The organism is Streptosporangium brasiliense (assembly GCF_030811595.1).
GTDB lineage: Bacteria > Actinomycetota > Actinomycetes > Streptosporangiales > Streptosporangiaceae > Streptosporangium > Streptosporangium brasiliense.
This window is the reverse complement of the sequence record NZ_JAUSRB010000002.1, coordinates 3,177,489-3,200,488: the sequence shown is the minus strand read 5'-3', so window position 1 is coordinate 3,200,488 and position 23,000 is coordinate 3,177,489. Positions and strand designations below refer to the sequence as shown.

Below are 23,000 nucleotides of genomic sequence, written 5' to 3'. Positions count from 1 at the left end.
CCCGCGGGGGCGTGCGGGCGCGGGCTGCGAGGGCCGGTCTCAGGTCCCGCCGCGGCGACCGTGACCTGAGGCCGGGGAGCCGATCGTCCACGGCTGCCCGGCCCCTGGTGAGACCGTCCCGGATGGGCGGCCGGTCAGGGAGTGCGCTCGCCGCCCGCGGGGGCGCCGGCGCCGACGGGCGTGGTGGCGCTGGGGCGGTCGGACTGGCAGCGCTGCTTCTCGGACGCGGTCATCGGGCCGGTGCGCTGGTAGACGCGGTCGGACAGCTCGACGGAGGAGTAGTCGAGGACGGTGTACAGGCGCCACTCGGTGTGCGGGTCGGCGGGCGCCGGGGTGGAGGTGAACCAGCCCTCGGTACGCCGGCGGCCGGCCTGGGTCTCGATCCAGGACGCCTCCGAGGGCTGGACGATCTCGGTGACGTTGTGGGTGATGGCGGTGCTCCAGCTGGGGCTGGTCCCGGTGCCGGCGGTGAACTGCTGGGACATGTTGCTGACCGGGGTCCCGGCCACGCCCCCGGGCAGCCCGGCGTTGGCCGGCAGGTCACCGTAGGAGCGTCCGGCGAAGGTGACGGGGCGGTTGCGGGTGAGGGCGTTGCGGGTGCAGTTGATGTAGGTGTCGCTGTTGACCTTCGCGGGCTCGTAGTAGGCGTAGGAGTAGGCCTCCTCCGGGGTGAAGGCGCATCTGTTCGGCGCGCCGGCGCAGTGGTTCACCGCCTCGGCCACCGTCCTGCGGTCATTGCCGTAGAAGGCCTGGGAGGCCGGCAGGGCGGTCTTCGGGATGGACTTGTCCACCGGGGGCGGGACCTGGACCGCCCGCACGGCGGCGATCATGGGACCGCAGTATCCGTTGGCGTTGTCGGCGGCGGGCACCTGGGAGGTGAAGGTGAGCAGCGGCTCGTGCTCGCCGGCGGTGAAGGTGTAGGTCTGCCCGGTGCGCCAGACGCCCTTGCCGAGGGTGTTGGCCTTCTTGTCCGGGTCGGGGGCGGTGGTCCGGTTGTCGACCTGGCCGCCGGAGCCCTCGACGGTGTAGGACTGGCCCGAGGCGACGGACGCCGGGGTGCAGGCGGTGGCGACACCCGGGCTGTCGTCGAAGGTGACGGTGACCTGGGCGCCGGCGCGCACGCCGCGCAGCCGCTGCTTGAAGGAGTAGGTCGCGGCCGTCGGGAAGCGGAGCATGACGGCCGCCTTGCCGCTCGGGTGCCCGGCGGCCGCGCCGGAGTAGCGTCCGACACCGTACGCGGTGCCGGATCCGTAGGTCGAGCCCACGGACCAGCCCTGGACCGCCGCCCAGTCCGGGCCGGTGCCGGCGAAGGCGGGCAGTGCGAAGTCCCCGTTGATGACGGCGACCTGCTCGCTGTCGAGCCGGGCGGCGTGCGAGGGCTGCGCGACCGCGGGCAGGCCCAGGCACAGGGCGCCGGTGACGACGGTGGCCCGGACCGCGCCGGCCCAGACGGGAGTGTGCGGTGTTCTCATGATGATCTCCACGGAAGGGGTGCTCTGGCGGGACGGTCAGGAACGCTCGAAGGCGAACACGGTGTGCTCCTTCAGCCGTGCGCCCCGCGGCAGCGCGGGCAGGACCGTCGAGAGGTCGGCCATGCGGGTGGGGCGGTTGGTGGTGTCGTCCACGGCGGTCCTGCCCGCCGGGCGCAGCCGCTCGCAGGTGTTGCCCGGCACGGTGAAGGTGTCGGCGACGAAGGTGCTGGTGTTGACGGTTGAGGGGCCGTCGACGACGACGTCGCGCACCTCCAGACCGCTGCCTGCGGTGATCTTCCCGGCTACCCGCTGCATGGCGGAGCTGGCCCCGAACACCAGGGCGTCGCCGGAGCGGACGGTGGTGGTGTAGCTGGTGGACTCGGTGTTCTCGGTGGTCCAGCTGCGCTGGTAGTGAAGCTTGAAGGCGCCCTGGAAGGCGCCCTTGGCGCCGAGCGAGCCCGCCAGCTTGCCGCTGCCGGTGGCGCCGCCCTTGGCCCCGAGCGTGGCGTAGGGGCCCTCCTTCGTGTTCGGCGTGGTGAAGGTCCCACTGCCCTCCCCGGTCACCTGGGCGGAGACCTCGCCGGAGGCGTTGACCTGTCCCTCCACCGTGATGGAGCCGGTGATCTCGCCGCCGAGGTTGTCGGTGCTGCCGGTGCGCAGGGTGACCTGGCGCTGCACCGTGATCGGGTCGTCGGTGCAGTTGATGACCGCGTTGCCGAGCGACTTGACGGCGCTGTAGTACTCGCGGGACGCGCCCGGGTCGATCCGGAAACGGCAGTTGCCGGGGTCGGCGGCGCACTGCTCGACCGCCCGGCTCGTCGACGGCAGCGGCCTGTCTCCGTCGAACGCCTGCGCGACGGGCACGCCGGGCTGGGGTCCGGCGGACGCGGCCGCCGGCGTGAGCGTGACCAGGGCGGCGACGGACAGCAGTGACATCCTGCGGATACGGGAGTTCATGGCGATCACGGGTTCATCAGCTCGCAGACACCGGTCAGCTGGGAGAAATACTCGGAGGACTTGAACACGGCGGGCAGATCCGCGCCGAACGCGTCACATGTCGCGTCGATGACCGACGCGGCGTTGTCCGACGGCGCGGGCCGGAAGTCGTCCAGCGTCCGCCGGGTGTCGTCGATGCCCTTCTGCTGCTGGGCGCCGTCGCCGATGAGGCTCTCCATGCACTGCTTCGACCCGGGAGGGCACTGCCCGACCTTCTCCTTGGCCGTGGCGATGTCCTCCTTGGCCGCGGCGATGTCCTTCTTGGCGTCCTGGCGGCCGGAGTCGACGCTGTCCCGTTCCTCTTTCGGCGCGCCGCACGGCTTCGGCTCCCCGCCGGGGCAGGGCTCCTCCGCCGGCTCCTGCGGCGGATCCGGCTGGACGGCGGTGCGGGAGGAAGTGGCCGCCGCCGCCGCGACGGCCGCGGGGGTGAGGGCGCAGACAGTGGTCACCGCCAGTGCCGAGGTGAGCATGACGACGAGACCAGATATGCGGATGCTGTGCATGTCCTTCTTCCGGCGAAATGGGGAATTGGTTTCCGCGCATCGACGAGACGCATGCATAAAGTAGCGACGCACATACTCGATGCAAGATCGCCGCGCCCGGCGTGTCACCGATTAAAAGACGCCGTAACAGGCGGGTGGCCAGCGCAAACACGGCCCCGCGACTTACTTCCGCCGCAACCGTGGCGATATCCGTTTCGACAGTGAACAGCGCATTTAACGCGGCGAGACATGGCATTCAGAAATGCCGGCGGCCGGTGGCGGACGGGCACGGTGTCAACGGCGCGGAGGGACGGCGGACGGACCGTGACACTCGGAGGCCGTTTCCGAGGTGCCCGGCGGAATCTTCCGCGGCGTCCCCGCCGGACCGGCGACAGACGGAACAAATCCCCCCAGATATACCGCTATCCACTATGATCAACGCTCATCGACCATGTGTCAGCGCTGGAGGGGGTCGGCTGCGTGGCAGGTGTTGACGTTCACTTCGAGGCACTTGAGACGTGCCGCACGGCGGCGAACAACCGGGCGGTGGACTTCGACGGCCTCGCCGGGGGCTATCCCAACCCCGCCGGCTCGACCGACTCGCTCATCCTCGGAGGGCTGACCGACTCCGTAAATCTGGCGCGGGCCATCGACGGCATCGAGAACGAGATCGACAGCGAGCTCGGCTGGGCCGCGACGCGGCTCCGTTCCGTCAGGGATGCCCTACAGGAAGTGGAGACCAACCTCCGCACCGCCGACGAGCCTCCGGGGGGCCGCCGATGACCGACAGGGACGGCGACAGGCAACCGCTGACCGACCGGGACGGTGACAGGCAACCGCTGACCCCTGTCGTCCCGGGCAGCTCGGAACTGCTCGACATCGCCATGAAGGTCAACGGCAACCGGGAATCGATCAAGGCGATCGCCACCCGGTGGCGGGCCACGGCGGGCAAGGTGAGCGAGCACACCATCACGCTCATCCGCACGGTGAACGGGGTGGACCGGGCCTGGCAGGGCGCTTCGGCGGAGGCGTTCGACAACCACATGCGCAAGTACGGCAAGGCCGGTGACGCGATGCACCTCGCGCTGGCCGACTGCGCGGGCGCCCTCGACACCGCCGCCGACGCCCTCGGCACCGCCGAGACCGAGGTGAACGGCATCGTCAACAAGCTCGTGACCGACTGGAACACCTACTGCACCAACAATCCCAACCAGACGGAGCAGCAACGCACCGCCGGGATCCAGCCGACGGTCGACAAGGCCGTCGCCGATGCCCGGGTCCATCTCAACAACGCCAACGGCGCCGTCACCAAGGCGGTGGCCGACCTGAAGAAGCACATGGACAACCGGGCGATCACCTTCTCCGACATCCCGGTGGCCGGTGACGAGAAGTTCACGCCGGGGGACGGCCGCACCCTCGACTGGAAGAAAACCCCGCTGGACGACCCGAGCCGGACGACGCTCGCCGGCGCGAACGGCGGCTCGGGCGGGAGCGGCGGCGCTGGCAGCTCCGGCGGCTCCGGCGGGGACGTGTCCGGCGTGATCGGCTCCGGCGGCACGTCGCCGGGCGGGACCGTCCCCGCGCCGAAGGAGAAGCTCGTGGAGTGGATCAAGGAGGCGCTCACGATCATCAGGTCGGGAAAGATCGACGGCTTCCTGTCCAGGAAGGGTCTCCTGGAGAAGGTCAAGGACCTGGATCCCAACGACCCGAAGGACGTCGAGCGGATCTGGACGATCATCTTCCACGAGTCCGGCGGCAACCCCAACGCGCAGAACAACTGGGACATCAACGCCAGGAACGGCGTCCCGTCCCAGGGCCTGATGCAGACGATCCCGCCCACGTTCGCCGCCTGGAGCCCCGAGGGCCACAAGGTGATCAAGGACCCTGTCGACAACATCATCGCCGGAGTCCTGTACACCTACGGCCGTTACGGATCTCTCGGCGGGCATCCCGGCATCGCCTCCATCGAGCGCGGCGGCGGCTACAAGCCCTACTGAGGCCGGGCGGCCCCGGCCGCCATGCCCCCCGTTAGGCTGAGTCGATGAAGCTCACGAAGTATGGACACGCGTGCGTCCGCCTGGAGAAGGGCGACTCGATCCTGGTGATCGACCCGGGATCCTTCAGCGAGGAGTCCGCGCTGGAGGGGGCGCACACCGTTCTCATCACCCACGAGCACTTCGACCACGTGGAGGCCGACCGGCTGCGCCGGGCCGCCGAGGCCAACCCGGCGTTGGAGATCTGGACCAACGAGGGCGTGGCCGCCACGCTCACCGACGTCCCGGCGAAGATCCAGGTCGTACGGCACGGCGACACCTTCGACACGGCGGGCTTCGCGGTGCGGGTCGTCGGCGAGTGGCACGCCCCCAACCATCCGGACATGCCCACCGTGCGCAATGTCGGGTTCCTGGTGGAGGAGGAGGTCTTCTACCCGGGTGACGCCTTCACCCCGCCCGGGGTCGAGGTCCCCACCCTCATGGTGCCGACCAACGCGCCGTGGATGAAGGCGGCGGAGATGGTGGAATACCTGCGCCAGATCCGCCCGGCCAGGGCCTTCTCCACCCACGACGGGCTGCTCAACGACACCGGTCTCGGCCTGATCGACTCGTGGCTGGGCCTGGAGGCGGACCGGCAGAAGGCCGAGATCCGCCGCCTGAAGCCGGGTGAGTCGGTCACGCTGCCCTAGCACACCTGGCCCTGTTCTGTAGACCACTGTGCGCCGAGCGCGGGCCTCGCCGAGCCTCCGCGCTGCGCGCGGTCCGCGCTCGATCGGGACTCTGCCCCAACTCCAGATGAGGGGCCTACCGGCCCCTCACACTCCCCGGCCGTCGACCGGTTTCCCTGACGGAACCACGATGACGTGACTCGGTGAAGCACATGATCCGTCGCCACGGACCCACCGATGACGCCTGGACACGCGTCCAACCCCTGCTACCGGCCGATCCCGAGCATGGTGGCCGCCGGCGCGATCACCGCCAAGTGCCAGGCGGCATCGCCGCCGGTCCCCGGCGTCCAGGGCGGCCGGGATCCGGCCACCGGCGTGCGGGTGCCCTCCCTCCGCGCCGGACGGACGAGGAGCTTGAGTAGGCTCGACGGCATCCTGCGAAGGGAGACATCCGTGCTCCGAGATCCGAGCATCTGTGACGCGTGCGCCCGCCTGCGCCTGAGACGCAATCCTGAGGCGCGGACCACGGTGGACATGTGGACGCCATACTGCGACGCCTTCCCCGACAAGGTGCCGGACGCGATCTTCCTCGGCGGATTCGACCACCGGGAGGAGTATCCCGGCGACGGAGGCGTCCGCTTCGTCCTCCGGGAGGGCCAGGAGAGCGTGCTGCGTCTCTACGAGAGCCTGACCGGCGCCTCCTGAGAGCCGGTCCCGGGCGAGACGGTCCGCCCCACCGGCACCGGTTCGGTGATCACCGTCACCGCCCGCCCATGTGGTAGGACTCCAGGATCTGGCCGATGGCGAGGGCGAGCAGGCGTGGCGTGCCCGCCCCCATGTATTCGGCGAACGCCTCGGCGATCATCTCGTGCGGGTCGCTGGCACCGTAACGCGACAACGCCCCCTCCACCTTCTCGGCGGTATGCGGGAGGAACGGCGTGTCGAGGCCGACCCGCGCGCCGATCACCTCCCTGACCGCCTGCATCAGCGCCCGCTCCACGCTGTAGGGCATGTGTGAGACCAGGTGGTGGCCGAACTCGTGGTGGAGGACCGCGCCGAGGTCCTCGTAACCGAGCGACAGCCAGCCCGCCCGCATCCGGGCCCCGTACAGGTCAGCGACCTGCCCGGGGTCGTGCAGATAGCGGGGGTTGAGATAGATCCCCTTGTCGGGGCCGCTCAGCACGGAGTAACCCCCCACAGGCTGGGTGAACCTGTTCATCGGATCGCCCGTGCTGACCGTGCCCACCTCGCTCATCACCGCCGGGAACCTGTCCGCGAGCTCGCTCAGCACCCGGTTGTACTCCCGCGCGACGTCAGGATGTATCGGCACGGACGTGTAGTCCACCGTGGGAGCGGAGTCACCGAACCGGTCCGAGAGGATCTGCTGTCCCTCGGCCTGGACATCGGCCAGTTCCCGCAGTTGCTCCGGCGAGAGGCTCGGCTGCTCCGCCGCATGATTCTGGCCGCCGTCGCCGGTATCGCTCATGACCGCGTCTCGCGTGTCAGAGCCCTCCCCCTCCGGCCCTTCCCCCTCCGGCCCCTCACCCTCGGACCGCCCGGCCGCCCCACCATCCTCCGGACCCTCACCCTCGGACCGCCCGGCCGCCTCACCGCGGTGCGGCGCCGGTGCGTCCTGCGGTCTCGCGGCGGGCTCGTCGGCCAGGTAGTCACCCCAGTTGATCAACCTGTCGATGGTGGAGCGCGCCGGGCCCGGAGCGCCGTCGGCGGGTGCCGCGCCGGACCGCCCACCGGTGGCCCCCGGCGCGGCCTGCCCCGGGCCCGTCTCCCCACCGGGACGGGTAGGGGCCTGATGCGGCAGGCCGGCGGGGTGCGGGGACGGACCGTCAGCGCGGGGCGGACCGCCTTCCGGCCGCCCACCTTCCGGCCGCCCGACTTCTGGCCGTGCCGTACCGGCGGGCACGGCGTGCGCCAGTTCGGTGACCGACTCGCCGACCGGCTCCCTGCCTGGACCCACCGTTTCACGGGCCTGTCCCGCCGAGTCGTGAGCGCCACCGGGGAGCGCCGTCGGGTCGACCTCCGTGCCCATCGGACGGCCGCCGGCGGGGCCGTCCGGTCCCGGAGGGACGTCGGAGCCGCCGCGCTGCGGCTCCGGTCCGCCCCGAGGGCCCTCCCCGCCCGTCCCGCCGTCCTTGCCGTGCCATGACGGGCTCGCGCCCGTCCAGTGCGCGTCCGCGCCTCCGACCACGCCCGCCGTGGTCCCCTTGAGCACCATCTCCCAGTCGAAGTGGCCGCTCAACCCAAGGCTGACCGCCGTGGCGGCGCCGTTGGCCAGCCCCGACTGCCCCATCAGTCCCCACATCGATCGGCCCGATGCCACCAGCAGCTTCTCCAGCGCCGACATCTCCGCCCGGGACAGTCCGGCCTGCAGACCTCCGGTAGCCAGCCGCGACAGGCCGCCCGACATGCCTGTCAGAAAAGCTCCCGCCAGCGCGCCCGTCCCACCGGACGCCAGGACCTGGCGCCAGTCGATCTCGTCACGTCGCGACTGGGACGCCTGCACTCCCAGATCCATCCCGGCCATCAGACCGCCGAACAGCCCGATGTTGATCATCAGCCGTATGGCGATCTGCCGGACCGTCATCCGGGCCAGCTGCGCCCTGGCTCCGATCAACGCCAGCGACACCCCGCCCCACGGCCCGGCCGCCGCCGCCAGCAACCAGACGATCTGGAAGATCAGCAGCCAGACCGAAACCTCGATCATCCGCTTGGTGTACTCGACGTTCACGCCCACCCGGTTGAACTCCAGCGCCGCCGCCACCAGCCGGTCCACCAGTTCGGCCTGCTTGCCGCCCGACACCTGGCGCACGTGGTCGGCGAACGCCCGCAGCGCCGTCCCGTCCCAGTCGGAGTCCGGCCGGGCCGCCCGCATCGTGCCGGGGCCACCGTGCGGTCCCCCTTCAGCCACACTCCGCGCCGTCGCCGCGCACGCGTCCGCCAACCGGAAGCATCCCGACTCGTCGCCCTCCGGCCAGTCCGTCCCCACGACCCAGCCCACCCACGGCTTCACCCAGTCCGGCACCAGGAAACCGTCGAATCCCATGCGGGGTCACGCGCCGGGAAAGAAGCCGGGACTGTCAGCCGACCGGTATCCACCGGCACCGGTGATCAGCCGCACGCGCACGCTCTCGAGCTCGTCGGTGTACGCCTTGAAGGCGCCGAAGATCGAATCCTTGATCTTCGGGAGATTCTTCTCCAGCTCCGCGCCGTACTGATCGTCTCCGAGCGGCATCCCCTCTCGCAGGAAGACCTGCTCCAGCGCCGCGCGCTGCTCCTCGACGTGGTCACGCTCGTCGCCGAACTGCCCCGCCCTCCGGAGGCGTATCTCCTCGGGTGCCGCGTAATAGCCGTCGAACGGCCCCGTCACCCGCGTTCCTCCGGCAGCGGCTCCATGGGCTGGGGCAGGAAGGACGCGAAGTCCGCCCCCTCCCCGAAGATCTCCTCGTAGGGCAGGCCCTCCGGCACGAAGGGAGCCATCAGCTCACGGGTCCGCTCGGCCACCTCGGCCGTCGCCGCCCCGATCTGATCCATGACCGACTGCGCCAGCTCCGACGGTGACAGCTTGCGATAGACCCGGGGATCGAACTGGATGTCCCGCACCTGGCCGCGCGCTCCCACGGTCACGGTCACCATCCGGTCCTCCGACCGCGCGGTCGCGGTCAGCTCTCTGAGCTTGCCGTACATCTCGCGCAGCTGCCCGGCCTGCCGGTTGTAGTCCTCGACGAGCCCATCCATCACGGCCCGGAACTCGTCCGTCATCGGCAGTCACCCGCACCAAACATTCCAGACATGCCGCCCATTATTAATGGAACAAGGTTCGGGTGCGAAGCTCTCCGCACATTCACCTCAGGAGCGCCTCACGCGTTCACGCCACGGATGAGGGTCCCCACGCGGGCATGCGCCCCCATCCGGGCGGGCCGGCTGGCCGTCTGACGCCGGCGTCCCGGATCGACCGCCTCGCGGATCCGGGACCGGTCAGATCGCGGAGGCGATCGTGGCCGACCCGATCACGGTGTCTCCCAGGTAGAGGACCGCCGCCTGACCGGCGGCGACACCGGTGGCGGGCGCCTCCAGCGTGATGTGGACCTCCGCACCGGAGACCTGGGCGCGGCAGCCGTACACCTCTCCGTGGGCGCGGAGCTGGACCGTGCAGGCCAGCGGCTCGCGCGGCTCGGCCACCGGGCCGTTCCAGACCGGCCGGGTGGCCACGATCTCCGTGACCTCCAGGGCCGAGCGGGGACCGACCGTGACGGTGTTGGAGACCGGCTCGATCGACAGCACGTAACGGGGGCGGCCGTCGGCGGCCGGGCGGTCGATGTGCAGACCCTTGCGCTGGCCGACGGTGAAGCCGTAGGCGCCCTCGTGCCTGCCGACGACCGAGCCGGACTCGTCGACGATCGGGCCCTGCGCCGCGCCGAGGCGGTCGGCGAGGAAGCCCCGGGTGTCGCCGTCGGCGATGAAGCAGATGTCGTGGCTGTCGGGCTTGTCGGCCACCATGAGGCCGCGCCGCGCGGCCTCCTCGCGGACCTGCGCCTTGGTCGAGTCGCCCAGCGGGAAGATCGCGTGCTTGAGCTGCTCCCTGGTGAGCACGCCGAGCACGTAGGACTGGTCCTTGCCCTCGTCGGGGCTGCGGCTCAGCACGCCGTCGACGATCCGCGCGTGGTGGCCGGTGGCCACCGCGTCGAAGCCCAGCGCGAGGGCCCGGTCGAGGACCGCCTCGAACTTGATCTTCTCGTTGCAGCGCAGGCAGGGGTTGGGCGTACGGCCGGCGGCGTATTCGCTGACGAAGTCCTCGACCACGTCGCGGTGGAAGCGCTCGGCCATGTCCCAGATGTAGAAGGGGATGCCGATCACGTCGGCGGCCCTGCGGGCGTCTCGCGAGTCCTCGATCGTGCAGCACCCCCGGGCGCCGGTCCGATACGACTGCGGGTTGGCCGAGAGCGCCAGGTGCACGCCGGTGACGTCATGGCCTGCCTCGGCGATGCGGGCGGCCGCCACGGCGGAGTCGACGCCGCCGGACATGGCGGCAAGCACACGAAGTCTCATAACACCCTGAGCGTACCCGCGTTGGCGTGCACCCCGTCGTGCTGGGAGAATCCGGGGTCATGCGACTGTTCGGGCGCAAGAGCGAATTCACCTCCGATCCGGCCGACGGCATCGGCGAGTTCTGGACGTGGTGGGCCGAGGCGAGGCCGGAGCTCGACGCGATGGTCGCCGCGGGCGAGGCCGACCGGCTGGCCGAGTGGATCGGGCCGGCCGTCCAGGTCGTCCACCCCTCCCTGGTGTGGGAGATCGCCCCCGGGCTCGGCTCCGAGCAGGCGCTCGTGGTCACCTCCGCCGGGGATCCGGAACTGCGCCCCACCGCGCACCGCTGGGCCGCGGCCGCGCCCGCCGCCGACGCCCTGTGGGAGTTCCACCCGTCCCGGCAGGCCAACCCGCACGCCATGGACCTCACGCTCGACGTGGGCGGCTACGAGTTCGCGCTGGACAAGCTCGTGCTCGGCCTGCGGGCCCCCCTGGGCGCCCCCCGCGTCGACGTGGTCGCCCACCACCCGATCTTCGACATCCTCGACGACGACACCAGGACCGAGGCCGCCCTGCTCGCCCTCGACTGGCTGCTCGGCGAGGACGACGTGGCCCGCTGGGTCGGCGACATCTCCGCCGCCGGTTTCCCGCCGATCGACGCGGTGCCCGCCGTGCACCTGCCCAGCGTGGTCTCCGACCTGGCCTCCGGCTTCCAGGACGAGCAGTGGGCGCTCCTGGAGGGGGAGACCGCCACCGGGGCCCGCCTGATCGCCACCGCCCGCTATCCGCTCCGCCCTGTCGACTATCCCCTGTTCGACCAGCACATCGCGATCACCCTGCCCTACCTGCACCGCGATGCCGACGGGCTGCCCGCCGGACGGTCCCTGGAGGCCCTGCGCGACTTCGAGGAGCGCCTCGCCGGCCGGATCAGCAGGCTGCACGGCAGCGCCGTGTTCGCCGCGCACATGAGCGCCGAGGGCCAGCGGGTGCTGCACGTATACGCCGACCCCGTGGGCGAGGCGGCCATCCACGCCAAGGAGCTGATCGTGAGCTGGGAGGAGGGCCGGCCCCGGGTCGACGTGGTCGGCGACCCCGGCTGGACCGCGGTCTCGCCCTTCCTGACCTGATCCCCCCGCATGCCCCCGCGTGCCCCGGACACGGCCGCGGACGGCGTGCGCCCGCGGCCGCGGCGGGCGGCACAGACCCGCGCGACGGTCAGCCCAGACCCGTACGGCGGACGCGCCCGACACCGAGACCGCGATGGACCGGCCCGACGGTCAGCCCAGACCCGCGCGGCGGGCGCGCTCGACGACCAGGCCGATGACGGCGGCCAGCCGGTCCACGTCGGCCTCGGTCGAGGTGTGGCCGAGGGAGAAGCGGAGCGAGCCCCGCGCCCGGACCGCGTCGGCGCCCATGGCGAGCAGGACGTGGGAGGGCTGGGCCACCCCCGCCGAGCACGCCGAGCCGGTGGAGCACTCGACGCCCTTGGCGTCCAGGAGCATGAGCAGCGCGTCGCCCTCGCAGCCGGGGAAGGAGAAGTGCGCGTTGCCGGGGAGCCGGTTCACCGGATCGCCGTTGAGGATCACGTCGGGCACGGCCTGGCGGACCCTGCGGATCAGGTCGTCGCGCAGACCGACCAGCCGCGCCGACGTCTCGGCCTGGCGGGCCACCGAGGTCTGCACCGCCGCGGCGAACCCGGCCACCGAGGGGGCGTCGAGCGTGCCCGAGCGCACGTCGCGCTCCTGACCGCCGCCGTGCAGCACCGGCACCGGGTCCACGCCCCGGGCCAGCAGCAGCGCGCCGACGCCCATCGGCCCGCCGACCTTGTGGCCGGAGATCGTCAGCGCGTCGACGCCGGAGTCGGCGAACGCGACCGGGAGCTGGCCGACGGCCTGCACGGCGTCGGTGTGGAAGGGGATGCCGTGGTCGCGGGCGATCCCGGCGAGCACCCGGACCGGCTGGACGGTACCGACCTCGTTGTTCGCCCACATCACGCTCACCAGGGCGACGCTGTCGGGGTCGCGTTCGATGGCGGCGCGGAGGGTCTGCGGGTGCACCCGGCCGAACTCGTCGACCTCCAGCAGCTCGACGGTCGCGCCCTGACGGTCGCCCAGCCAGTGCGCGGGGTCCAGCGCGCCGTGGTGCTCCACCGCGCTGATCAGGATCCGGCTCGCCCCGTTGGCCCGACGTGCCCAGTAGAGGCCCTTGATGGCCAGGTTGTCGGCCTCGGTGCCGCCGGAGGTGAAGACCACCTCGCTGGGCCGGGCGCCGAGCGCGTCGGCGATGGTCTCGCGCGCCTCCTCCACGACCCGGCGGGTGCGGCGGCCCGCCGCGTGCAGCGACGACGCGTTGCCGACCCGGCCGAGTTGGGCGGTCATCGCCTCGATCGCCTCGGGAAGCATCGGCGTGGTCGCCGCGTGATCGAGATAGGCGGACTCCACGGCCGCACTCCCCTCCCCAGCCCTCTATTGCCTTCCAAGCGTATCCGCGCTCCTGAGGCGCGCCATCCCGGGTTTGACCACTGAACCGTCCAGACGGTACAGTAGCTTGCATGAGACGGGAAGAGCTGTTGGACGCGGCAGAGGATCTGCTCTGCGACCAGGGCTCTCAGGCGCTCACCCTGGCAGCCGTCGCAGAGCGCGCCGGATGCAGCAAGGGCGGCCTGCTCTATCACTTCGCCACCAAAGAAGCCCTGATCAAAAGCATGGTCGAGCGGCTGATCGAAGACTTCGACCAGCTCATCGCCGCCCAGGGCCACGACACCTACACCAAGAACTATCTGGCCGCCACGTTCGCCGCCGTGCAGAGCGGCAGGCTGCGACGCTGGGCGGTGGTCACCGGCGCCTCCGGCAACCTCTATCTGCTCGCTCCCCTGCGGCTGGCGATGGCCCGCTGGCACCGCGAGGGGCTCGCCACCGAGCCCGACCCCGCCGCCGCGCAGATCGTGCGCCTGGCCTGCGAGGGTCTGTGGGACGTGGCCAGCCACGACCCCGACCTTTACGACGACGACCACTACGCCGAGTTGAAACGGCGTCTGCTGGACCTGCTGCCCGCCTAGGCGGGATCACTCTCCGCACGCATTGGTGGTCGCTTCCGCTCTGCGGAAGCGACCGTTTTGTGTGTGCCCAATTTTCAGCGACTGAAACATCATTGAAGGGACTGAGCCATGACCCGCGACCTGAGGACCGCTCGCACCGGAGCGGTTCTCACATTCGTGCTTGCCGGCCTCATGTGTGGATCGATGACCGTGCGCATCCCGGCGCTCTCCGACAAACTCGGCCTGTCCGAGGGGTCGATCGGCGTCACCCTCCTCGTGTGGGGTCTGGGAGCGCTGGTCACCATGCAGTCGATGCGCGGAGTGATGACGCGCTTCGGCAGCCGGAGCATCCTGCGGGTCGGCGCCCCCCTCTGCGCGGCCGCCCTGGCCCTGCTGGCCTGGGCCCCCACGTTCCCGTCGCTGCTGGTAGCCGCCGGGCTCTTCGGCATGGCGTTCGGCGCGGTGGACGTCGCGATGAACGCGCAGGGCTCGACGGTCGAGCGCGCCTACGGCCGCCCGCTGATGAACGGCATGCACGCCGGCTGGTGCGTGGGCGCGATCTCCGCGGGCCTGCTGGGCACCGCGGCCATCGCGGCGGGACTGTCCTTCACCGCCCACCTGACCCTGGTCGCCCTGATCTCGCTGCCCCTGCTGGCCTTCGTCAGCCGCGCCTACCTGCCCGACCCCGTCGTCGCCGTCGGCCGCGAGGCGCGGGCCCGCCGGCACCGGATGCCCCCGGTGGTCTACCTGCTCGGCGTGATCGCGTTCTGCGCGTTCATGGTCGAGGGCACCGTCGCCGACTGGAACGGGCTCTACCTGCGCGACGTCCTCGGCGCCCCCGAGGCCCTGGCCGCGATGGGATACCCGATCCTGGAGGCGGGCATGCTGCTCGGCCGGCTCGCCGGCGACCGCGTCCGGGCCCGCTTCGGCGCACGCGGCATGATCATCACCTCCGGCCTGGTCACCGCCGTCACCTTCGCCGTGGTCCTCACGGCCTCGACACCCCTGGTCGCCATCGCCGCCATGCTGTTCGTGGGCGTCGGGGTGGCCACGGTCTCCCCGATGGCCATGTCCCTGGCGGGCGCCGCGGTCGACAACCCCGGCCCGGCCATCGCCCAGACCGGCGCGATGGGCTACGCGGGGCTGCTGCTCGGCCCGGTGATCATCGGCTTCCTCTCGGACGTGGCGACGCTCAGGACCGCACTCGCCATCGCCGTCCTGCTCGGTGTCCTGATCGCCCTGGCCGCCCGGTTCCTGCCCCGGCCCGGCAGGACCGCCGCCCCGTCCGAGACCTCCGAGCGCGAGCTCTCGATGGCCGCCTGACCCGCCACCGGACAGTGCTCGCACCCACGCGCCCGCGACCGGGAACCGGACCCGGACCCGGACCCGGACCCGGAAACACGAGAACGGCGCCGCACACATGTGCGGCGCCGTTCTCGCGTGCGGTGCCTACTTGCGCTTGGCGATCTCGTCGGTCAGCTGCGGGACGACCTGGTGCAGGTCGCCCACGACGCCGAAGTCGGCGAGCTCGAAGATCGGCGCCTCGGGGTCCTTGTTGATCGCGATGATCGTCTTGGCGGTCTGCATGCCGGCCCGGTGCTGGATGGCGCCGGAGATGCCCGCCGCGATGTAGAGCTGCGGCGAGACGGTCTTGCCGGTCTGGCCGACCTGGAACTGGTGCGGGTACCAGCCGGCGTCGGTGGCGGCGCGGGAGGCGCCGACGGCCGCGCCGAGCGAGTCGGCCAGCTTCTCGATGATGGAGAAGTTCTCCGCGGAGCCCACTCCGCGGCCACCGGAGACCACGATCGCGGCCTCGGTGAGCTCGGGGCGGGCGCCCTTCTCCTCCTTGACGCGCTCGACGATCCTGGCGGCCTTGGCGGCCGCGGAGACGGCCACGGAGACCTGCTCCTCCGCGCCGGCGCCGGCGGCGGCCTCGACCGGCGTCGCGTTGGGACGGACCGCGACGATCGGGGTGCCCTTGGTCACGCGCGACTGGACGTTGACGCCGCCACCGAAGATCGACTGGTCGGCGACCAGGCCGTCCTGGAGGCCCACGACGTCGGTGAGCACACCAGAGTCGATCTTGATGGCCAGCCGGCCCGCGATCTCCTTCGCCTCGGCCGTCGCGGCGACGAGCACCGCGGCCGGGGACTTGTCGGAGACGAGCTGGGCCAGCAGCTCCGCCTTGGGCGCGACGACGTAGTCGCCGATCTCGGCGGAGTCGGCCACGTAGATCGTCTCGGCGCCGTATTCGGCCAGCTTGGCCTTGGCCTCGGGGGAGTATCCCGGCCCCGCCCACACGGCCGACGGCGTGCCCAGCTTCCGGGCGAGCGTCAGCAGCTCCAGCGTGACCTTCTTGACCTGACCTTCGACCTGCTCGACCAGAACGAGAATCTCAGACATGTTCAGCTAACCCCCGTTCTCAGACGAACTTCTTCGACGCGAGGAAGTCGGCGGTCTTCACGCCGCCGTCGCCCTCGTCCTTGACGACCGTGCCGGCCGCGCGCGGCGGGGCGACGGCGAAGTCGGCGACCTCGCTCCAGGAGTTGGCCAGGCCGACCTTGGAGGCGTCGATCTCGGCGTCGGCGACGCCGAGCTTCTCGACCGGCTTCTTCTTGGCGGCCATGATGCCCTTGAAGGACGGGTAGCGCGGCTCGTTGATCTTCTCAACCACGGAGACGACGGCGGGCAGCGTGGCCTCCACCTTGTCGTAGCCGTAGTCGGTGACGCGCTGGATGGTGATCGTGCCCTTGCCGGCCACCTCGACCTTGTTGGCGAAGGTGAGCTGCGGCACGTCCAGACGCTCGGCCAGCATGGCGGCGAGCACGCCGGTGCGGGCGTCGGTCGACTCGGAGCCGAGCACGACCAGATCGAAACCGATCTTCTTGAGCGTCTGCGCCAGGGCGTAGGAGGTGCCCAGCGCGTCCGAGCCGTGCAGCGCGTCGTCCACCAGGTGGACCGCCTTGTCGGCACCCATCGCCAGGGCCTTGCGGATGGTTTCGCCGGCCTTGTCGGGACCCATGGTGAGGACGGTCACCTCACCGCCGTGCGCCTCCTTCAGGCGCAGCGCCTCTTCGACCGCGTATTCACACAGCTCGTTGATGACGCCGTCGGCGGCATCGCGGTCGAGCGTCTTGTCATCGGACCTCAGCTTGCGCTCGGTCGCCGTGTCGGGGACCTGCTTCACGCAGACGACGATGTTCATGGCCGGTGGCCGACCTCCCGTGTTCGCGTGCGCCACCGCGTCGCTGCGGTTGGCGCCGGATGCTCGGTACGCACACGCGGGGCACGTGCACGTGGTGCCAAGACTGCCAGGTGCCCGAGGGCGGTGTGACAGCGGGTGGCCGGGTGGGGCTCGCCCGTCCTGGCCCCCGACATCATGTTACCCATCAGTAGTTTAGGTGCAAACCACCAGGTCGAACGGCTCGCGCCAGACGACCGGCCGGCTGCCCGCCCGGCTGCCTCCCCCACCATACCGAACTATATTCCGGAATCCGTGCGCGGGATCCGTGTCGGATCCGTGACCGCTGGGCCCCTCGGCCGCCGGGCGGGCCGGCCCGGAGCGCGGGAGCGCGGGAGCGCGGACCGGCCCTCAGCTGGCCATCAGGATCGCGACCAGGACGAAGACGACGGTGCCCAGGGCCAGGGCGAGGGTGAGCGTGCTGAAGAACGTGCCGAGGACGGCCCACAGCGCGACGGCGCCGGCGCCGCAGGCCAGATCCACGACCGCCCGCGAGCGGTTGCGGCGGGCGAACAGGGCGATCCCCCCGTCGACCAGCGTCGCCAGGCCGTAGGTGGTGAGCAGCAGCAGCGACACCTCCGGGAGCGGCTCCCTGGCCGTCGCGGCCGCCAGCGACACCAGCAGGCCGGTGCCGATGACCCAGCGGCGGTGCAGGACCGCCCGGCGGCGCTCGCGGGCCTCCTCGGCCGAGGGCCTGCCGGGGGCCGGACGGCGTCCCGGACGCCACTCCCGGGTGCTGAGCTCCTGCACCGTGCCCCCCGCCACCGCCTCGTGCAGCGCGGTGTCCTGGACGTCGGCGGCCTCCCGGGCCAGGGTGGCCCGGTGGGCCCTGGCGGCCTCCTGCGCCCCCGTGGCCCCCCGCGTCCCGGCGGCCTCCTGCGCCCTCACGGACTCCCGCGCCCTGCCGGGCTCCCGGGTCCCGAGCTCCCGGGCGCCGGCGGCGTCATGGACCTCCGTGGCGGCCGAGGAGGGCGGGCGCGACCGCGGGATCACCGCGTGGACGGCCGGCCCCGCGGCGCCCAGGCGGTCCAGGAGCTCGGCGGCGGACGGCCGGGCCGGCGGATCCCGGCGCAGGCACTCCTGGAGCAGCGGCTCCAGCCAGCCGGGCACGCCCTCCAGGTCGGGGTCGTGGTGGACGACGCGGTAGCCCACCGCCGAGGGCGGTCCCATGCCGTAGGGGTGCCGCCCCGTGGCCGCGTAGGCCAGCGTGGCGCCGAAGGAGAACAGGTCGGCCTCCTCCCCCGCGCCCGTGCCCTCCAGCACCTCCGGCGCCAGGTAGCCGGGGGTGCCGAGGACCGCGCCGGAGACCGTGACCGAGGCCGAGTCGAGCGCGCAGGCGATGCCGAAGTCGATCACGACCGGCCCGCCGTCGGTCAGGATCACGTTGGCCGGCTTCAGGTCGCGGTGGACGACCCCGGCGGCGTGGACGGCGGCCAGGGCCTCGGCCAGGCCGCGCGCCAGCCGTACGAGGTCGCCGCCCCCGACCGGGCCGTCCGCGGCGACCACCGCGCTGAGCGGGCGGCCCTGCACGTAGCGGGTGACCAGGTAGGGGTGGGCGCCCTCCAGCGAGGCGTCCAGGACCTCGGCGACGTGCGGCCCCTGGACCAGCCGCATGGTCTCCACCTCGCGGGCCAGCCTGGCCAGGGCCGTGGCGTCGGCCGCGACGTGCGGGTGCAGGATCTTGACGGCCACCGTGCGCCCCTCGGGGTCGAGGGCGAGGTGGACCTCGCCGAAGCCCCCCGCCCCGAGCGTCGACAGCAGGTGGTACGGGCCTAGACGCTCACCGTCCGGCGCTCCCATGCGACTCCCTCCGGCCTGTCCCCCTCAATCGTGCATCAGCGGGGCCGATCGCGCACGGATCACTTTCCGAAGGTGAGGAACCCGAGACCGAGGCTCGTCATCAGGTCCTTGACCAGACCGCCGATGAGGTCGAGCACGCCCATCTTGCCGTTCTCCACCTGGGCCTGCCACTCCCTGGTGAGCTGCTTGACCACGTCGGTCGGCTCGTCCCACGGCGCGAAGGACGGCGCCGCCCCCAGCACCGCCATCACCGAGAAGAACGCCAGCGTGCCCAGGACGATCGTGGTCACCATGGCCGCCCCGGGGCTGCGGATCACACCGGTCAGCGCGCGGGAGACGGCCCTGCGCGGCTTGCCGCCGCCGGGCAGCACGAACAGCCCGGCCACGAACGCGCCCGCCGCGTAGGCGGCGGCCGGGTCGGTCTCCATCTTCCCGATGTAGACCAGGCCGCCCCACGCGCACATGCCGAACATCGCGGCCAGCGGGGCCGTGATCAGCGTCGCGAGCAGCGCCTTGATCAGTGCCCATGGCGTGCCGAGGACCAGGAGCAGCGGGTCGGTGGCGCTGTTGCCCCGCACCGAGCGGCGCTGGGCCAGGTCTCCGAAGAGGTATTCGCCGACCCGCAGGCAGAGCGCCGCGACCAGCGCGAACGCGCTCACCATGACCGGCCGCACGCAGGCCAGCGCGACGAGGATCGTCAGCAGCAGCACCGCGGCCAGCGGGTGGCCGGTGCGGTAGCGCGGCCGGTTCTGCGGCTCGGTGTGCGGGCGCTCCTGCGGCGGCGTGTGCGGCCGGGGCTGGACGGCCGGCGGCGCGTACGGCTGCGCCTGGCCGGTCGGCGGGGGCGGCGGGTAGCCGGCGACCCGCTGGTCGGCGTAGGGCGGTGGGGCGGGCCTCTGCTGCCGCGCCGAGGGCGGTGCCGGGACGTAGGGCGGCGGGGTGGCCGGGACGTAGGGCGGCGGGGCCGCCTCGGAGGAGCGGGTCGGCTCAGCGCGCGGCCTGCGCTCGCGCCGCTCCGGCTTGGCGTACTCCACCGGCGTCAGCAGGTCGGCGTAGGTGCCGTCCTGCGGCAGCGCCCGGGTGCCGTTCGGCGGGGTGGAGGGGGACGCGCCCTGACCGCCCAGCGCCTTGGTGCCGTCGGTGTTGAGCACCTTCGTGCCGTCGCCGGCGTCGAACACCCGGGTGCCGCCGTCGGCGGGGGCCGGGGGCGGCGTCTCCTGGAAGACCGTCACCGAGGGGTCGAGGGCGCGTGCCATCCGGTGCAGCGCCTGCGCGCTCGGCCGGTCGGCGGGGTCGACCGCCAGGGCCTGGCGGAGCCAGCCGCGCAGCCAGACCGGGGCCAGGTCGATGTTGGCCCGGCCCTCCATGATGTTGAAGCAGACGACCTCGAAGCTGCCCGTGCCGAACGGCGGCTTGCCGGTCGCCCCGAAGAAGACCGTCGAGGCCAGCGCGTGCACGTCGGCCGCCTGGGTGATCTCGGTATCCCGGATGATCTCCGGTGCGAGGTAGCCGGGCGTGCCGACGAACATGCCGGTCTGGGTCAGCCGGGTGGCGTTGACCAGGTGCGCGATGCCGAAGTCGATGACCAGCGGCTCACCGTTGACGATCATCACGTTGGACGGCTTGAAGTCGCGGTGGATGACGTCGGCGGCGTGGATCGCCACGAGCGCCGCGCACATGCCCTGGGCGAGCTTGATCACCTCGTCGGCCGGGAGCGGCCCGTCGGCGAGGACGGTCTCCTCCAGCGTGCGGCCCGGGGCGAAGCGGGTCACGATGTAGGGCTGCGCGCCGGTCAGCTCGGCGTCGAGAACCTCCGCGACCTGCGAGCTGCGCACCCGCCGCATGGTCTCCACCTCGCGGGTGAGCCGGTCGCGGGCCTTGAGGTCGGCGGCCACGTGCGGGTGCAGGACCTTGACGGCCACCTCCCGGCCGTCCTCGTCGAGCCCCAGGTGGACGACCCCCATGCCACCTTCGCCGATCTTTCTGAGCAGGCGGTACGGTCCCAACCGCTCAGGCGCCTGCGTCTCCCCCGTCATCGCGCCGCCTTCCGTAGATCCGTCAGTTCCGTCACCACCGTTCCGACATCGACAGGCGCCCACCGCGCCGGTCGTGCCCTGTCCCCCACGGTGCCGATCGCGACAAGGATCATGAGTGCGGCCACCGCGCCCAGCACCGAGGCCACGATCATGGCCGCGCTGCGCGAAGGCAGCAGTGATGCCAGGGTACGTCGCATCTGCCGGCCGGGGCCCTCCACCCCGGGCCCGGCGCAGACCGTCCAGAGCGCGACCGCCGTCCCCCAGCTCAGCGCGTTGGCGGGGGGCATCCGCACGGCGAGCACGGTGAGCAGCAGCGTCACCGGCAGGCCGAGGATCAGCGCGTAGGGGACGAGCGCGGCGGTGATGCCCGCCGACTTCAGCAGCGCGGCCGGCTGGCTCAGCACCCGGAACACGTCGGCGGCGGCCGCGCCCACCGGGCGGCGGGCGTTGAGTGCGGGCTGGGCGATGTCGGCGGCCCGCAGCAGGATCGCCACCGGGATCGCCACGGCGGCGACGATGACCGGCGCGAGGACGGCCGCGATCACCATGAGGATCAGCATCATCGCGCTCGCCACGCCGTACGCCTTGGAGCGCTGCAGCGTGTGCCCCGGGCGCTGCCCGAGGTGCGGCGGCTGCGGCTGGGACGGCTGCGGATAGGGGTAGGCCGGCGGCGCGGGCTGGCGGACGTGCGGGGTCTGCTCGAAGGCCGCCTGCTGCGGCGGATACGGCTGCGGGGCGGGACCGGGCTGCGGAGGGTAGCCGGGCTGCGGGGCGGGGCCGGACTGCTGGAGGTGGCCGGGCTGCGAGGTGTAGCCGCGGACGTATTCGGCCAGGTCCTGGGGGCGGACCCGCTGGGTCGGGATCTCCCCGTCGGGCACCGGCGCCGTGGCCTCCAGCGGGCTCGCCGGGTCGGCCCCGGGCCGGCCGCCGTCGAAGCGCCCCCGGGTGGGGATGTCCTCGGGGCTGAGCAGGCCGGTCGGCAGGTCGTGCGAGGCCTGCTGGGCCGCCGCCTGACGCAGCTCCTCGGCCGTCACCTTGCGGGTGGAGGCCGGGTCGTAGGGCTGCTCCCCGAGCAGCGAGACGTATTCGCGCGACTGCGGCTGCGGCTGCGGGGGCCACGGCGTGGACTGCGGCGGACCCGCCGGGCGGGAGGCCGCCGGGGTCGGCACGTCACCCGGGTCGCCCACGCGGCCCGGCACACCGGGCCCGGTGACGGGGCCCTGACCCGGGACGCCCGGCCCGGCGAGGAGGCTCTGACCGCCCGTGCCCTGGCCCGCCGGGCGGCCGGAGTCGTCGAGGTGCTGGAGTGTGGTGATCTCGTCGGGCACCCGGGGCCGGCCGGCCCTGGGCAGCAGGCGCTCCACCTGCGCGGCGAGCTCGGCGGCGCTGGGCCGCCTGGCCGGGTCGCGCTGGAGCGCGGCCCGCAGCACCGGCTGGAGCGGCTGCGGGACGGCGTCCACGTTCGCCTTGCCCGCGGTGATGTTGTAGAAGATCATCTCCAGCGTGCCCTTGCCGAAGGGCGGCTGGCCGGTGGCCGCGAAGACCAGCGTGCCCGCCCAGGCGTGCACGTCCACCTCGGGACCCGCCTCGTGACCCTCGATGATCTCCGGGGCGAGGTAGCCGGGCGTGCCGATGAACATGCCGGTCTGGGTGAGCCGGGTGGCGTCCACGGCCTGCGCGATGCCGAAGTCGATGAGGACGGGCTGGCCGTCCAGGATGAGGACGTTGCCCGGCTTGAGGTCACGGTGGATCACTCCGACGGAGTGCACGGCGGCCAGCGCCGACGCCACCCCGTGCGCGACCTTGAGCAGCGCGGGCAGCTCCATGGGGCCGTCCTGCTTGACCTGCTCGTCCAGCGGCTGGCCCGGGACGTATCGGGTCACGATGTAGGGGCGGTGGCCGGTCACGTCGGCGTCGAGCACCTCGGCGATGTGCTCGGTGCGCACCCGCCGCATGGTCTCCACCTCGCGCGAGAGCCGGCGGCGCGCGACGTCGTCGCCCGCCACCTCCGCCCGCAGGACCTTCACCGCCACCTGCCGGCCCTGGGGGTCGACCGCGAGATGGACCACACCCATGCCGCCTTCACCGAGCCGCCGGAGCAGTCGGTAGGGGCCCAGTCGGTCGTCCTGATTCATGGCATGAAGAACCATACCGGCTTAAACACCGCCCATGAGATGAACCATCAGGCCATATTCTTCGATTGAACAACGTCTGCCGGGCTCCAACGGTTT

20 protein-coding genes are annotated in these 23,000 nt (G+C 72.2%); 7 read left to right on the top strand and 13 right to left on the bottom strand.

The annotated features are described in order from the left end of the window. Positions 1 to 134: 134 nt before the first annotated feature. Genes J2S55_RS23385 through J2S55_RS23375 form a run of 3 tightly spaced genes read right to left on the bottom strand, consistent with a single transcriptional unit; the run spans position 135 to position 2,971 of the window. Positions 135 to 1,472, bottom strand: a complete 1,338-nt coding sequence (locus J2S55_RS23385; protein ID WP_306864807.1) for a hypothetical protein — start codon at positions 1,470 to 1,472, stop codon at positions 135 to 137. Positions 1,473 to 1,508: 36 nt separating this feature from the next. Further along, positions 1,509 to 2,429, bottom strand: a complete 921-nt coding sequence (locus tag J2S55_RS23380; RefSeq protein ID WP_306864804.1) for a hypothetical protein — start codon at positions 2,427 to 2,429, stop codon at positions 1,509 to 1,511. A gap of 5 nt (positions 2,430 to 2,434) precedes the next feature. Next, entirely contained in the window at positions 2,435 to 2,971 is a 537-nt protein-coding gene (locus tag J2S55_RS23375; protein WP_306864802.1) for a hypothetical protein, read from the bottom strand. A gap of 459 nt (positions 2,972 to 3,430) precedes the next feature. Between J2S55_RS23375 and J2S55_RS23370 the strand changes: the two genes are divergently transcribed. From J2S55_RS23370 to J2S55_RS23355, 4 genes are all read left to right on the top strand, one after another. Then, a complete protein-coding gene (locus J2S55_RS23370) occupies positions 3,431 to 3,733 on the top strand; it encodes a hypothetical protein (RefSeq protein ID WP_306864799.1) in 303 nt (100 codons plus the stop codon). Then, complete coding sequence (locus tag J2S55_RS23365; RefSeq protein WP_306864795.1) at positions 3,730 to 4,947, top strand: transglycosylase SLT domain-containing protein; 1,218 nt, start codon at positions 3,730 to 3,732, stop codon at positions 4,945 to 4,947. The genes J2S55_RS23370 and J2S55_RS23365 overlap by 4 nt, the downstream gene beginning before the upstream one ends. A 44-nt stretch (positions 4,948 to 4,991) precedes the next feature. After that, a complete protein-coding gene (locus J2S55_RS23360) occupies positions 4,992 to 5,633 on the top strand; it encodes an MBL fold metallo-hydrolase (protein ID WP_306864791.1) in 642 nt (213 codons plus the stop codon). Between the two features lie 216 nt (positions 5,634 to 5,849). Continuing rightward, positions 5,850 to 6,317: a hypothetical protein gene (locus J2S55_RS23355; protein WP_306864788.1), complete on the top strand. Its 468-nt coding sequence runs from the start codon at positions 5,850 to 5,852 to the stop codon at positions 6,315 to 6,317. Between the two features lie 55 nt (positions 6,318 to 6,372). Here J2S55_RS23355 and J2S55_RS23350 read toward each other — a convergent pair whose 3' ends face one another. From J2S55_RS23350 to mnmA, 4 genes are all read right to left on the bottom strand, one after another. Further along, positions 6,373 to 8,673, bottom strand: coding sequence for a WXG100-like domain-containing protein (locus J2S55_RS23350; RefSeq protein ID WP_306864785.1), 2,301 nt, complete (start codon positions 8,671 to 8,673; stop codon positions 6,373 to 6,375). 6 nt (positions 8,674 to 8,679) lie between these two features. Then, positions 8,680 to 8,997, bottom strand: a complete 318-nt coding sequence (locus tag J2S55_RS23345) for a hypothetical protein (RefSeq protein ID WP_306864782.1) — start codon at positions 8,995 to 8,997, stop codon at positions 8,680 to 8,682. Further along, complete coding sequence (locus J2S55_RS23340; protein WP_306864778.1) at positions 8,994 to 9,389, bottom strand: YbaB/EbfC family nucleoid-associated protein; 396 nt, start codon at positions 9,387 to 9,389, stop codon at positions 8,994 to 8,996. The genes J2S55_RS23345 and J2S55_RS23340 overlap by 4 nt, the downstream gene beginning before the upstream one ends. A gap of 216 nt (positions 9,390 to 9,605) precedes the next feature. Continuing rightward, a complete protein-coding gene (gene mnmA / locus J2S55_RS23335) occupies positions 9,606 to 10,676 on the bottom strand; it encodes a tRNA 2-thiouridine(34) synthase MnmA (protein ID WP_306864775.1) in 1,071 nt (356 codons plus the stop codon). Positions 10,677 to 10,735: 59 nt separating this feature from the next. Between mnmA and J2S55_RS23330 the strand changes: the two genes are divergently transcribed. Further along, complete coding sequence (locus J2S55_RS23330; RefSeq protein ID WP_306864772.1) at positions 10,736 to 11,782, top strand: DUF695 domain-containing protein; 1,047 nt, start codon at positions 10,736 to 10,738, stop codon at positions 11,780 to 11,782. Between the two features lie 150 nt (positions 11,783 to 11,932). On the opposite strand, the gene J2S55_RS23325 is transcribed toward J2S55_RS23330, so the two are convergent. After that, positions 11,933 to 13,096 carry a cysteine desulfurase family protein gene (locus tag J2S55_RS23325; RefSeq protein ID WP_306864769.1) on the bottom strand — a complete coding sequence of 388 codons (1,164 nt, stop codon included), beginning with the start codon at positions 13,094 to 13,096 and terminating at the stop codon, positions 11,933 to 11,935. Between the two features lie 110 nt (positions 13,097 to 13,206). On the opposite strand from J2S55_RS23325, the gene J2S55_RS23320 reads away from it, so the two are divergent. After that, a complete protein-coding gene (locus J2S55_RS23320) occupies positions 13,207 to 13,713 on the top strand; it encodes a TetR/AcrR family transcriptional regulator (protein WP_306864766.1) in 507 nt (168 codons plus the stop codon). A 108-nt stretch (positions 13,714 to 13,821) separates the two neighbouring features. After that, positions 13,822 to 15,015, top strand: a complete 1,194-nt coding sequence (locus J2S55_RS23315) for an MFS transporter (RefSeq protein ID WP_306864762.1) — start codon at positions 13,822 to 13,824, stop codon at positions 15,013 to 15,015. A gap of 126 nt (positions 15,016 to 15,141) precedes the next feature. Here J2S55_RS23315 and J2S55_RS23310 read toward each other — a convergent pair whose 3' ends face one another. The 5 genes from J2S55_RS23310 to J2S55_RS23290 form a co-directional block, all read right to left on the bottom strand. Next, a complete protein-coding gene (locus tag J2S55_RS23310) occupies positions 15,142 to 16,095 on the bottom strand; it encodes an electron transfer flavoprotein subunit alpha/FixB family protein (RefSeq protein ID WP_306864759.1) in 954 nt (317 codons plus the stop codon). Between the two features lie 19 nt (positions 16,096 to 16,114). Beyond that, positions 16,115 to 16,897, bottom strand: coding sequence for an electron transfer flavoprotein subunit beta/FixA family protein (locus J2S55_RS23305; protein WP_306864755.1), 783 nt, complete (start codon positions 16,895 to 16,897; stop codon positions 16,115 to 16,117). Positions 16,898 to 17,284: 387 nt separating this feature from the next. Then, positions 17,285 to 18,733 (bottom strand): serine/threonine-protein kinase, encoded by a 1,449-nt coding sequence (locus J2S55_RS23300; protein WP_306864753.1) that lies wholly within the window; start codon positions 18,731 to 18,733, stop codon positions 17,285 to 17,287. Between the two features lie 59 nt (positions 18,734 to 18,792). Beyond that, positions 18,793 to 20,769: a serine/threonine-protein kinase gene (locus J2S55_RS23295; RefSeq protein ID WP_306864750.1), complete on the bottom strand. Its 1,977-nt coding sequence runs from the start codon at positions 20,767 to 20,769 to the stop codon at positions 18,793 to 18,795. Further along, entirely contained in the window at positions 20,766 to 22,904 is a 2,139-nt protein-coding gene (locus tag J2S55_RS23290) for a serine/threonine-protein kinase (protein WP_306864747.1), read from the bottom strand. The genes J2S55_RS23295 and J2S55_RS23290 overlap by 4 nt, the downstream gene beginning before the upstream one ends. Positions 22,905 to 23,000: the final 96 nt, after the last annotated feature.

Excerpts from the sequence above, each read along its gene's own strand:
- J2S55_RS23375 (WP_306864802.1), bottom strand. The coding sequence starts at position 2,971 with ATGCACAGCATCCGCATATCTGGTCTCGTCGTCATGCTCACCTCGGCA.
- J2S55_RS23320 (WP_306864766.1), top strand. The coding sequence starts at position 13,207 with ATGAGACGGGAAGAGCTGTTGGACGCGGCAGAGGATCTGCTCTGCGAC.
- J2S55_RS23365 (WP_306864795.1), top strand. The coding sequence starts at position 3,730 with ATGACCGACAGGGACGGCGACAGGCAACCGCTGACCGACCGGGACGGT.
- J2S55_RS23315 (WP_306864762.1), top strand. The coding sequence starts at position 13,822 with ATGACCCGCGACCTGAGGACCGCTCGCACCGGAGCGGTTCTCACATTC.
- J2S55_RS23330 (WP_306864772.1), top strand. The coding sequence starts at position 10,736 with ATGCGACTGTTCGGGCGCAAGAGCGAATTCACCTCCGATCCGGCCGAC.
- J2S55_RS23380 (WP_306864804.1), bottom strand. The coding sequence starts at position 2,429 with ATGAACTCCCGTATCCGCAGGATGTCACTGCTGTCCGTCGCCGCCCTG.
- J2S55_RS23350 (WP_306864785.1), bottom strand. The coding sequence starts at position 8,673 with ATGGGATTCGACGGTTTCCTGGTGCCGGACTGGGTGAAGCCGTGGGTG.
- J2S55_RS23385 (WP_306864807.1), bottom strand. The coding sequence starts at position 1,472 with ATGAGAACACCGCACACTCCCGTCTGGGCCGGCGCGGTCCGGGCCACC.
- J2S55_RS23355 (WP_306864788.1), top strand. The coding sequence starts at position 5,850 with ATGACGCCTGGACACGCGTCCAACCCCTGCTACCGGCCGATCCCGAGC.
- J2S55_RS23340 (WP_306864778.1), bottom strand. The coding sequence starts at position 9,389 with ATGACGGACGAGTTCCGGGCCGTGATGGATGGGCTCGTCGAGGACTAC.
- J2S55_RS23305 (WP_306864755.1), bottom strand. The coding sequence starts at position 16,897 with ATGAACATCGTCGTCTGCGTGAAGCAGGTCCCCGACACGGCGACCGAG.
- mnmA (WP_306864775.1), bottom strand. The coding sequence starts at position 10,676 with ATGAGACTTCGTGTGCTTGCCGCCATGTCCGGCGGCGTCGACTCCGCC.
- J2S55_RS23295 (WP_306864750.1), bottom strand. The coding sequence starts at position 20,769 with ATGACGGGGGAGACGCAGGCGCCTGAGCGGTTGGGACCGTACCGCCTG.
- J2S55_RS23300 (WP_306864753.1), bottom strand. The coding sequence starts at position 18,733 with ATGGGAGCGCCGGACGGTGAGCGTCTAGGCCCGTACCACCTGCTGTCG.
- J2S55_RS23310 (WP_306864759.1), bottom strand. The coding sequence starts at position 16,095 with ATGTCTGAGATTCTCGTTCTGGTCGAGCAGGTCGAAGGTCAGGTCAAG.
- J2S55_RS23290 (WP_306864747.1), bottom strand. The coding sequence starts at position 22,904 with ATGAATCAGGACGACCGACTGGGCCCCTACCGACTGCTCCGGCGGCTC.
- J2S55_RS23360 (WP_306864791.1), top strand. The coding sequence starts at position 4,992 with ATGAAGCTCACGAAGTATGGACACGCGTGCGTCCGCCTGGAGAAGGGC.